Raw genomic sequence first — 9,989 nt, 5'->3', positions numbered from 1 at the left:
ATGTCGGCTCATCACATCCTGGGGCTGAAGCCGGTCCCAAGGGTATGGCTGTTCGCCATTTAAAGTGGTACGCGAGCTGGGTTTAGAACGTCGTGAGACAGTTCGGTCCCTATCTGCCGTGGGCGTTAGAGATTTGAGGAAAGCTGCTTCTAGTACGAGAGGACCGAAGTGGACGAACCTCTGGTGTTCGGGTTGTCACGCCAGTGGCATTGCCCGGTAGCTATGTTCGGACGGGATAACCGCTGAAAGCATCTAAGCGGGAAGCCTCTTCCAAGATGAGATCTCTCTGGGGACTTGATCCCCCTGAAGGGCCGTTGAAGACTACAACGTTGATAGGCCGGGTGTGGAAGCGCTGTGAGGCGTTAAGCTAACCGGTACTAATTGCCCGTGCGGCTTGGCCATATACTCCAAGGGAGATTATGGTGGCTGGGTTGCTACACAAAAGACAGGTAGACGTGTTTGAAATGGCACGTGTTACGACAGCGCGAGAGCGCGGTGTGAGTAGAGCAGGCTTGATCTGAGATTGTTGACAGTTTTATCGGGTGTGTGGCGACACGTGCCCGGCAGAATTGCCTGACGAACATAGAGACCCGGAACCACCTGATCCCATCCCGAACTCAGTAGTGAAACGGGCCATCGCCGATGGTAGTGTGGGGTTTCCCCATGTGAGAGTAGGTCATCGCCAGGCATTGAATATAGAAAGCCCGTAGATAAATCTACGGGCTTTTTTATTGTGTGCTGAAAAGAAAAAGAATCACATCACCCATGCCGTGTGGACTGTTTAGGGTACGAGCCCAGGTGAGAGTTGGTCATCAACATAGACTTCAATGCTCATATCGACTGTGCGTTCATCGGTAAAGGGATTGTGAATAATTTCAAGAATAGGGGCTTGTCTGTCAGGGATTAAGTGGTTGTCAGAGAAAAAGTTATGCACTGCATTCCAGGCTGAGTAGTAGCCAGATAGATCGTTGTATCGAACCCGACATTCCAGGAATATTCCTGCAGGAAGGGTCTTGTTTGCAAGCCGAGGATCACAAGCAAACCCTGTAAAGGACTTTTGGCCTTGATAGCTTTCCAGAGTGTCCTGCCAGGTAGATAATAAGATCTGGGTATCAGAAGTTTCTGTTGCCATTTCATCCCAGGCCGCTTCCAAACTATGGACCTCATTGACGTTTATTTCTGTGATAAAAAATGCCTTTCAGAATGTATAACTTTTGAGAAGCAGAGACTATTGGCCAGTGACGCTTCAAGAGGGCTTTTAGGCTGCCTGCCTGGATGCCCTAATAAAGTCTCCAGTTTACTGGCAAAGTTATCCTCCATGTCGTAGCGCTGATGGCGTATCTCAGAAGCTGACATATCCAACTCCCGCTTTAAAGCTTTTGCCAGAGCCTGAGAAGAAGAAAAACCCGACTCAATAGCAATTTCCTTTACAGTTAAGTCTGAGTCAGTAATCAGGTAATACACCGACTGTTTCAATCTCATCCGGCATTGGTACTGCCCCGGGGTTTCATTAAAAACGACCCGGAACATATGCAGGAAATGCTTGGGTGAAATATGGCAGTGTTCTGCTATTTCAGGCCAATTTAGTGGTGCTACAAGATTGTTGTGAATCAGCGAAAGCGCTTTTTCAAATCTTGAGCGCCAATGAGCAGGAAGAGATTCGATGAGCGCTTCTTCTGGTACCAGGCTGGTGATTTTAAAGTTGTTATGTTCGTTCTGTTGGCTCATAGCGATCAGGCTATTTATACGACAATGAGAAGAATTCCAGTAAAGAGAATAAAATACAAGGTTCAGAAAGACTAAAGACAGTCACTGCTAAGTCAGGACTGTCTGATAGCGTATGAGGTTATGCTGATTCAGTTTTCTTTTGTTGGGGGACATAATCCAGAACATTCTGCTGGAAATAAGTCAGAGCGGTTTCCCCTTCTCCGTTACTCAATGGCCCCACTTCAAAAGCAGGAGAGGCCATGGCCTTTTGAACCATTTCAACCTGCCAGACATCTTCTGCATGGAAGTTTCCAGACTCTAGAGGGTGGACCGGGAAATTTTCCAGAGTAATAGGCTCCCCACCATTGGCCATTCCATTCTCATCAAACTGCACTTCAGGCATAGGTGCAAAGTTCAGGAGTGTTTTCAATCTGGCTTTGCGTTCACGTTCATTTATGAACGGAGCCATCATGATCCAGCCTTCGAAGAAGGTTTCAGTGGGCGAGATGGGCGTTAACTTTGCAAAGCCAACATTGTCGATCAATGGCTGGATCAGGAATGTCGGGAAAAAGCCGAAAACTTCACCCCCGTAGGTAGAAAGGTCAGTACCTTCCAGTGGCTGCCAGTCACCCATGAGGGCAGACAGTGATGCTTTGACTTTCTGTCCCGTAGACATTTTCCTGGTGGCTTCGGCAATGGCTTCTTCACTCATGATTGGGTTCAGCCCCTGCCAGTTCCAGTGACGCCCAAGTGGTCGCCAGGTTTGGCCATCAACTCCGGGGCCACCCAAAGTGTTTTTATGCAGGTGCATCAGGTGATAGCCGTCCTGGGCATTTTCAACAAAGACCTTCCAGTTGCATTTCATGGTCCAGTTGAAGCGGGCCACCGTCATCAAGTTCTCGGTTTTGGCCGGCCAGCTGTTATCTGGCAAATCCGATAGATAATCAGAAAAGCTTTCTTCGGGGTGTTCCTGGGGATTGATAAAAATCAGATTTCGATAATTACCCAGAGCACCTCGTTTGATGGAATGCTCGCATTTGTTAACTCCGTGCTCACCAAAGAGAGATTTCTCTTGCGGAACACCACGTAGAGAGCCATCCGTGTTATAGGCCCAGCGATGATAGGCACAGATCATTGTTCGCTTAATATTCCCACTGCCGTCTTCCAGAAGCTGGGAGCCACGATGGCGACAGATGTTGTGGAATGCTCTGATTTCGCCATCATGGCCGTGGATGACAACCATGGGATACAGACCCACTAGAACAGTCTTGTAATCACCGGGGTTTTGCACGTCATCTTTTGTACAGGCGAAGGTCCAGACTTTACTGAATAATTCTTTCTGCTCACGTTTGAACCAGTCTTCTGATGTATAGGCTTCTACAGGTAATAATTGCTTGGCTTCTGTGGGCTTTAGACCAACTTGTAAATGACTCATCGTACAATCCCCAGCGTGAATAATATTTATAATGGAACAATGGTGTTTCATTTATGCGATTGAAACCAGACTGGGTCAAGAGAGAATTGGGTTTCAGGTTGATCTTCGGGGTTTGGGACACTTTTATTTATTCAAATAAAAAAGACGGTTTTTCAGCCGCCTTTTCATGTCATGGAAAGTGCTTTTAAGGAAGTGTAAAAGGTGAGCGTCAGGGTGTTTGAGGAAACTTCAGCCAGCTATCTTATGCTCTTCCTTTGTCATAAAACTCCAGGCCAGCATATGGCTGATTTTCTGCCCCTGACTCATTTGTTTAACTTTCACCTGTTTGGCGCCGACTTCAGTCAACAACTTCCTTAGCGGGGGGATATTGTCTTTTTTGGAAACCAACGTAGTGAACCAGAACACTTGTCTTGAGAAGCTGGCACTTTCCTTGATCATATCTTTCAGAAATTTAATTTCTCCACCTTCGCACCAGAGCTCATTGGCCTGACCGCCAAAGTTAAGTGCTTTCTTATCGGATGTGATGGCGTTTCTCCCACGCTTGGCACCGGAGAATTTCAGGTTCTTCCACTTTCGTTGAGTGCCTGCTTCGGCTTCTTTTTTAGAAGCATGGAAAGGTGGGTTACACAAAGTCAGAGCAAACTGGTCAGAGGGTTGAATGATGTGCCTAAATAGACTGTTTTTGTCGTGTTGATGTTCGATGCGGATTTTACCGGAAAGATTTTTGTTGCTTGCGACGATCGCTCTGGCGGATTCTACAGAGACCTTATCGATATCACTGGCTACAAAATGCCAGCCGTAAGCCTGACTGCCGATAATCGGGTAAATAAGATTGGCTCCAGTACCAATATCCAGAACCTGCACCGTTTCCTGTCCCAGGTTCAGTGAACCCAGTAAGTCAGCCGCAGTGTGGACATAGTCTGCCCGCCCTGGGATGGGGGGGCAGAGATAGCCTTCGGGAATCGACCAGTACTGAACTTTATAGAAATGCTTAAGCAACGCCTGGTTAAGACAGGCCACCGCTTCAGGATTAGCAAAGTCTATTGTTTTTTGCCCTTTAGGATTGAGTGTCACGAACCGTTTGAGTTCAGGGTGAGAAGAGCAGAGCTGATCAAAATCATAACGTCCCTGGTGACGATTACGCGGATGTAATTGAGCAGCGGGTCGTTTCCCGGACATAGTGATGGCCAATCTGGAAGGTGGGGGCGAATATTAGCGAGTTTTGAGAGCAAACTCTAACAATGCATGCTGAGATGGACTTAATGCAAAGTCTGGCCAGCTGAGTTGAACCGGCCAGATTCAAAAAACAGTCAGGCATTTACGAAGTGACTGCTTTGAGCGTGGAGCTTTTTAAAGGTGTATGCCACATCTGGGAGAGAATGACCCCCGCCAGTATCAGCCCTCCCCCCAGGTAGTGATAGCCAAACAAATCCTCAGAAAGAAATACGACAGCGATCGATGTGGTGAAAACAGGCATCAGGTTCATGAAAATGGCCGTATTGTGTGCACTCAGTTTATCGAGAGCGATAACCCATAAAGCCGGTGCCAGAATAGAAGCCAGTAGTCCGGCGTAGATAATCAAGGGGGCGCTGCTGCTGGTGATGGGATCGGTTGAGCCCAGTAAAAAAAACGGAAACAGCGTAATTGCAGCGATAGTGCCCTGAACGTAGATAAAAACCCAGGTAGGCAACGGAATTTTCCAGTATTTCACCATCACGCCATAAAGAGCGTAAGAGAGGGTTGCGACCAGCATCAGGATTTCACCTTTCCCAAAACCATTGAGCAGGGCGGTCGGATGTCCTCCAGACACGAAGAAAATGACGCCATAAAAAGAGATCAGGACACCGGTCACTATTCCCCAGGTGATGGTAATGCCAAACACAGGAACGCTGATTAACACAGTGAGCAACGGTGTAAGAGCCAGAATGATGCCAATGTTGGTGGCAGGAATAGAATGGGCTGCTACGTAACTCAGTGACTGATAGACCACCATGCCCAGCAAAGTCAGAATAAACAGCTTCAGCTTGTGTTGCTTGATGACTGCCCAATGCCTTCTGGTGGCTTTGTAGCAGAAAGGGGTCAGTATCAGGGCTGCAAGGGCCCATCGGTAAAAGCTGATCGATTCCGGAGCAATTTCCGAAGCAGCTATTTTGCCCACTACATTATTGCCAGACCAGATAATGACTGCCGAGAGAGGGAAAAGGTAATAGAACAGTTTCATAACGTTTGCGGTGCTCCTTACAGCTAGAGCCGGAAAATCATAAAGCCGGCGGGAGTCGGGAGCGTATTATCTGCGGCATTTTTCACTGTGATATAGTTGTTTGCAGACAAGAAGTATTGCGAACCGGACAGCTGTAACCAATACACCTTATGCCTACCCAAGATATCAAACCTCTGAATCTGGAGAGACAACCCAATCCTGTCTGTATCAGGCATGATGACTTTCCAGAGCACTCATCGGTGGGTTTACACCGCCATTGTTGTGGGCAAATGACCAGTGTGCGCACCGGTGTTATGGAGCTGGAAATAGGAGGCCGAAAGTTTATATCTCCGCCCCATTATGCCATTTGGATTCCCCCTGAAATGGATCATTCCAGCTACCAGAGAGAAGCGGTGAAATTTCACTCTATCTATATTGCTCTGGAATATTGCGGTGCATTATCTGATCAGCCTGCTGTGATCCCCACCAATGCTGTGATTGAGTCGCTCATACTGGACTTTATCAACAGAGGTGTCTCCTATACGGATACCGAGGAAGATAAACGTCAGGCACTGGTAGTGCTGGATCACTTCTATCGAATACCTCCCATCGAAACCTATTTGCCCATGGCTGAGGACGAAAAACTGCGGCAGGTACTGGAAGCTATTCAACAGTGTCCTGGAAATAACGACAGTCTGCTTATGTGGGCTCAGAAAGTATTCAGTACTGAGCGAACCCTCTCAAGGCGCTGCTATAAAGAACTGGGTATGTCGTTTCGGGAATGGCGGCAGCGTTTACGACTGGTGAAATCCATAGAAATGCTGGCTGATGGGGTGACAGTCGAGCAAATAGCCCTTTCTCTGGGATACAGCACATCTTCCAGCTTTATCGCCATGTTCAAACGCCAGATGGGGGTTACTCCTGCTCGTTACAGCGCTGATCTACTGAAATAACATCCTCTTCAGCCCGTATCACGGATGCCGAAAGATATCTGGATGATACCTATATTCTTCCAGGGGACAGGGCATGTTAAGTGAGAGAATTGATCAGTTGTCTGAGCAACTCAAACAGATGACCTGTTATGGCTCTGAGAAAATAGGGGCCCGGACGGATGCTCAGGACTGTAAGCTGGTTGCGGGCAGAGAGAAAGAGTGGCTTGGCCGATTCTGGTCTCTGTTTGGTTATAGACGCTGCGTCAAGGCAGAAGAACAGCAAAAGCTGATGCAGGAAACCGTTGATATTCATTCAGAATTGACGGGCAATTCAGGTCTCTATCAACTGAGCGAAAGAGCCGTTAATCCCATTGATACCCCCGCCATGATGACCTGGGAAAATCTTCAGACATTTCTGGATGAAGCCCGTTCCACTGAAGCTTATGTATTTGACCGTATTCGCTTGGCTTTCATACAGAATTCAAGACAGACGAAAGAAACAGAGGACCCTCGACAAGTAGTTGACTCGATCAACCGAAAGGTAGGGGCTGCTATTGCTGATTTGCCCTTAGCGCAGGTCATGGATATCGTACCAAAGGTGTTACAGACGCTGTATCAGGAGTTTGGTTACCATTCCAATGTAGCGACAGCCTGCAGTGATTTTGATCCAAACCAATACTGTCAAGAAAGTGGAAGGTCCCGTGTTTCATCTGCAGCGCCCAGCTCACCTACCCACCCGATCAAAAGTTGGCAGGATTATCATAGAGATACTCAATACCTTCAATGTCAGCACTTACCCAACGTTAAGTTTTATAACCGGGGTGAAAAGTACTACGAATTTACCAATTTTTATCAACCTGACCGGGCATTAAAAGCAGAAAAATTAACCTGGCCTACAACAGAACATTATTTTCAGGCCTGCAAATTTCCTGCAGACAGTCCTCATCGACAGATTATCAGCCAGTTGCCTGGACCCAGAGCTGCGCTGGATTATGCCAATGCCAGACAACAGGAATGGGAGAATGCCGGCGCCTGGCATGGAGGGGAAAAGATGAATGCCATGTTGAAAGCTGTCAGAGCCAAAGCAGAGCAGGATAAAAAATTCAGAAACAGCTTGTCTGGAACAGGAGACAAGCTGTTGTATGAAAATGCCCCTAAAGATTGGAACTGGGGTATTGGCAGTGACGGACGTGGCCATAACTATCTGGGTTGTATATTGATGCAGGTTCGGGACGAGCTAAAAGCGGGCACTCTTAAACCCTGATAATGAACGTTATTCAGGCCAATAAGCGACAATGGTCATTCATTGGCCATCTGCTGTTGAATCAGTTCCATTTGTTTTTCAAAGTGTTTGGGAAACCGCCATTGATCCGGATTAATCTGTTCTGAATTTAACCATTGCACGGATGAGATCTCAAAGGTATTAGCAGGCGTGAAGGCTTTTGTCGGTTCATTGCTGGTACAGGCATAGAGGCGAAAGCCATTGTCGAATTCTTTTAGCAGCTCTTCTACGGTGACTTGATGACCGGTTTCCTCTTCCGTTTCTCTCATTGCTGTGCAGCTTGAGGTTTCGCTGTTGTCAGAGGCGCCTCCTGGCAGGTTGTACTGGCCGCTTAATCTCTGGGTTACAATGGCCACTTTTCCATCGTGAGTCATGAGACAGCCAGCATTGGCGGGGGTTTCCTGTCGATCCTGGTAAGGGCAGCTGGCCGTCTGTGTATCTGCCTTGCAACCAGTCAAGAGCAGCAAAGCCGCAATGGTTATCCATTCTTTCAACGGATTCATCCTGTGTATTCCCATCCTCAATAGAGAATAAACTACCAGGATTTTATTTATAAGGGGTTGTTAAAGCGTGAGCCTTTCCTGGGAGTCGGTGTCTTCGGACGTTTTTTCCGTTGAGACAGGAGCAGGTTCAGGGCTCAAATCCCTGTGAGGAGAATCACTGCCGACACTGCTGGGAGCCTTACTGCTGACCGGAGAAGGTGTAAGAACCCACAAAGTGGGAACAAAATGAGGAATAGGAGGTAATTCCGGGCAGGAGCTGGAACGTCCTGTCAGACGAGGTATTACAGGAGAGGTCCTCTGGGTTAACTGTCTTTCACTTTCCCGTCTTCTTAATACAGGAGAGGGAAGCGGTGATGCGCCAGATTGTGACTTTTTATCTCTGATAAAATCGGTGAACTTTTTACTGGCAGTCGACAAACTCTTTTGAGGGTCTTTCACTATTCTGACCAAGACTTTGCCACCATCCAGTAAGGGGTGGAAATAGTAGACCTGATCCATGATTTCCTGGAGGGATGGTATATGTCTTTCCCAGCGCTTCATGTTTTTTTCCAGGGTTTGTAGATGCTTCGACAGCTCTTTTATATGCACAGCCGTCATTTGTGTGCCATCCATCGTCGAGAACTTAAGGCTATTGACCTGTCTTGATAGGGTATTTAGCTCTTTAAGGGCTCCAGTACAGTTGGTGCTGTAAGCATGGGTGGCAACAGGTTGAAACGAAAAATACTGGTCGGGTCTGGGGTTGATGATTTCCATATAAACGACAGGATTCTGTAAGTCCGCTCCGAGTTTGTGCTTCCATAAAGACTGTTCGCGCATTTGCAGGCCTTTCGATCGTATTTCAGCGCCTTTTTTAGTCGCAAAACAGAAGGTTCTGGTGCTTTCTTCTTTTCTTTCGGGAGCAACGGGTAACCAGGCGCTTTCTTTTCTGGCGGCTACAGCATCTTCTCCACGTGGCAGAAAGCTCTTCAAATCATGGCAAGAGGGCAATGGTTTGGTTTCGTGGGGGAGGCAGACGGAATGCTGGTCATAGGGATTGGTTGGCCAGAAGTTAGGCATGGCTTTCATTGAAGCAAGGCTTGAGATGACCTGCCAGTTATCCTGCATTTGAGTGATATCAAGAGTAAGTTGTTCAAGCTTTGCCTGGTTAGACAGCGCTCCTTTTCGGCCATATGTCCTCAGATTGGGCATTGATACTTTCAAGTTTGTAAATTTCTTATCAACCAGCTCGGCGATAGAAGGCATAGTAATTCGCCATTCCTCCATGAATCTCAGCAGCATGTGCCAGTGTTCAATCAGAGCTATGCGCTTGTCGTAAGCTGTCACACTTAATTCAAAGGGTTCGGCTTCTTCTCCCATTTTTTTGGCGATTGAGTAATTGATTTTCCGATATTTACCCTGCTCAAAGAGTTCGAGACATTCTTTAAAAGGTTCTTCAAGCCATTCATAAGCTTTCAGCTGACCCTCCAGCTTTTCTGCGGCAATGGCCCGATATTCTGGATCAATCTTTTTCAGGTGCTTCAACGCTTTTAAAACTTGATGTCTCATGTAATCAAGATCCAGCAGCGCCTGACGGGTAATGCGTTCAAGGGCCTCTGTGGGGATATCGTCCAGTTTGTCCTCTGTCAGGCGTCCACATAACATGTGGCAAAGCATCACGTATTCGTGTGAATCCAGTAATGTTGGAGGCTGCACTCTGGCCAGCTCCGGTGATGCTTCTTTGGGTGCTTTACGGGATAGTCGAAAGCTGCCCCTTCTGGATAAAGATGGAGGCTTAGTAGAGTCCTGTTCTACTTCCTTAGGCAGGTTTAGGACTTACGCATTGACAGCGTGTTCCGAAATTTGATAATTGACCCAAATGATTGTTTATCAGGGATGAAAATGAGAAGTACTACTCGCCCGACTACCGCACGATGCACCCTTTCACAATACA

The 9,989-nt window shown here is 47.3% G+C and carries 9 protein-coding genes and 2 rRNA genes; 4 read left to right on the top strand and 7 right to left on the bottom strand.

Annotated features, from left to right (window positions below):
* Positions 1-402 (top strand): 23S ribosomal RNA (locus tag ACR2PX_RS29260); the annotation flags it as partial.
* Between the two features lie 170 nt (positions 403-572).
* Positions 573-688, top strand: a 5S ribosomal RNA gene (gene rrf / locus ACR2PX_RS29255).
* Between the two features lie 93 nt (positions 689-781).
* Here rrf and ACR2PX_RS29250 read toward each other — a convergent pair.
* The 5 genes from ACR2PX_RS29250 to ACR2PX_RS29230 all read right to left on the bottom strand — a co-directional run bounded on the left by ACR2PX_RS29250 (position 782) and on the right by ACR2PX_RS29230 (position 5,363).
* Complete coding sequence (locus ACR2PX_RS29250) at positions 782-1,153, bottom strand: hypothetical protein (protein WP_434002879.1); 372 nt, start codon at positions 1,151-1,153, stop codon at positions 782-784.
* Positions 1,154-1,173: 20 nt separating this feature from the next.
* A complete protein-coding gene (locus ACR2PX_RS29245) occupies positions 1,174-1,728 on the bottom strand; it encodes a helix-turn-helix domain-containing protein (RefSeq protein ID WP_434002878.1) in 555 nt (184 codons plus the stop codon).
* Between the two features lie 118 nt (positions 1,729-1,846).
* Positions 1,847-3,142, bottom strand: coding sequence for an aromatic ring-hydroxylating oxygenase subunit alpha (locus tag ACR2PX_RS29240; RefSeq protein WP_434002877.1), 1,296 nt, complete (start codon positions 3,140-3,142; stop codon positions 1,847-1,849).
* A gap of 228 nt (positions 3,143-3,370) precedes the next feature.
* Entirely contained in the window at positions 3,371-4,321 is a 951-nt protein-coding gene (gene rlmF, locus ACR2PX_RS29235) for a 23S rRNA (adenine(1618)-N(6))-methyltransferase RlmF (protein ID WP_434002876.1), read from the bottom strand.
* 139 nt (positions 4,322-4,460) lie between these two features.
* Positions 4,461-5,363: a DMT family transporter gene (locus tag ACR2PX_RS29230; RefSeq protein WP_434002875.1), complete on the bottom strand. Its 903-nt coding sequence runs from the start codon at positions 5,361-5,363 to the stop codon at positions 4,461-4,463.
* A gap of 149 nt (positions 5,364-5,512) precedes the next feature.
* Here ACR2PX_RS29230 and ACR2PX_RS29225 point away from each other — a divergent pair, with 149 nt between their 5' ends.
* Entirely contained in the window at positions 5,513-6,295 is a 783-nt protein-coding gene (locus tag ACR2PX_RS29225) for an AraC family transcriptional regulator (protein WP_434002874.1), read from the top strand.
* A gap of 73 nt (positions 6,296-6,368) precedes the next feature.
* Positions 6,369-7,538, top strand: coding sequence for an NADAR family protein (locus ACR2PX_RS29220; protein ID WP_434002873.1), 1,170 nt, complete (start codon positions 6,369-6,371; stop codon positions 7,536-7,538).
* Positions 7,539-7,573: 35 nt separating this feature from the next.
* Here the strand turns inward: ACR2PX_RS29220 and ACR2PX_RS29215 are convergent, their stop codons facing one another.
* Both ACR2PX_RS29215 and ACR2PX_RS29210 read right to left on the bottom strand, forming a co-directional pair.
* Positions 7,574-8,059 (bottom strand): NUDIX hydrolase, encoded by a 486-nt coding sequence (locus ACR2PX_RS29215; protein ID WP_434002872.1) that lies wholly within the window; start codon positions 8,057-8,059, stop codon positions 7,574-7,576.
* Between the two features lie 60 nt (positions 8,060-8,119).
* Positions 8,120-9,751 carry a hypothetical protein gene (locus ACR2PX_RS29210; RefSeq protein ID WP_434002871.1) on the bottom strand — a complete coding sequence of 544 codons (1,632 nt, stop codon included), beginning with the start codon at positions 9,749-9,751 and terminating at the stop codon, positions 8,120-8,122.
* Positions 9,752-9,989: the final 238 nt, after the last annotated feature.

Origin of the sequence: Endozoicomonas sp., assembly GCF_051008435.1 — a bacterium.
In the GTDB taxonomy this organism is placed as follows: Bacteria; Pseudomonadota; Gammaproteobacteria; order Pseudomonadales; family Endozoicomonadaceae; genus Endozoicomonas_A.
This window is presented reverse-complemented; position numbering and strand designations above follow the sequence as displayed.

Bases quoted from the DNA above. Each gene is read 5' to 3' on its own strand.
- ACR2PX_RS29245 (WP_434002878.1), bottom strand. From the start codon at position 1,728: ATGAGCCAACAGAACGAACATAACAACTTTAAAATCACCAGCCTGGTA.
- ACR2PX_RS29240 (WP_434002877.1), bottom strand. From the start codon at position 3,142: ATGAGTCATTTACAAGTTGGTCTAAAGCCCACAGAAGCCAAGCAATTA.
- rlmF (WP_434002876.1), bottom strand. From the start codon at position 4,321: ATGTCCGGGAAACGACCCGCTGCTCAATTACATCCGCGTAATCGTCAC.
- ACR2PX_RS29230 (WP_434002875.1), bottom strand. From the start codon at position 5,363: ATGAAACTGTTCTATTACCTTTTCCCTCTCTCGGCAGTCATTATCTGG.
- ACR2PX_RS29225 (WP_434002874.1), top strand. From the start codon at position 5,513: ATGCCTACCCAAGATATCAAACCTCTGAATCTGGAGAGACAACCCAAT.
- ACR2PX_RS29220 (WP_434002873.1), top strand. From the start codon at position 6,369: ATGTTAAGTGAGAGAATTGATCAGTTGTCTGAGCAACTCAAACAGATG.
- ACR2PX_RS29215 (WP_434002872.1), bottom strand. From the start codon at position 8,059: ATGAATCCGTTGAAAGAATGGATAACCATTGCGGCTTTGCTGCTCTTG.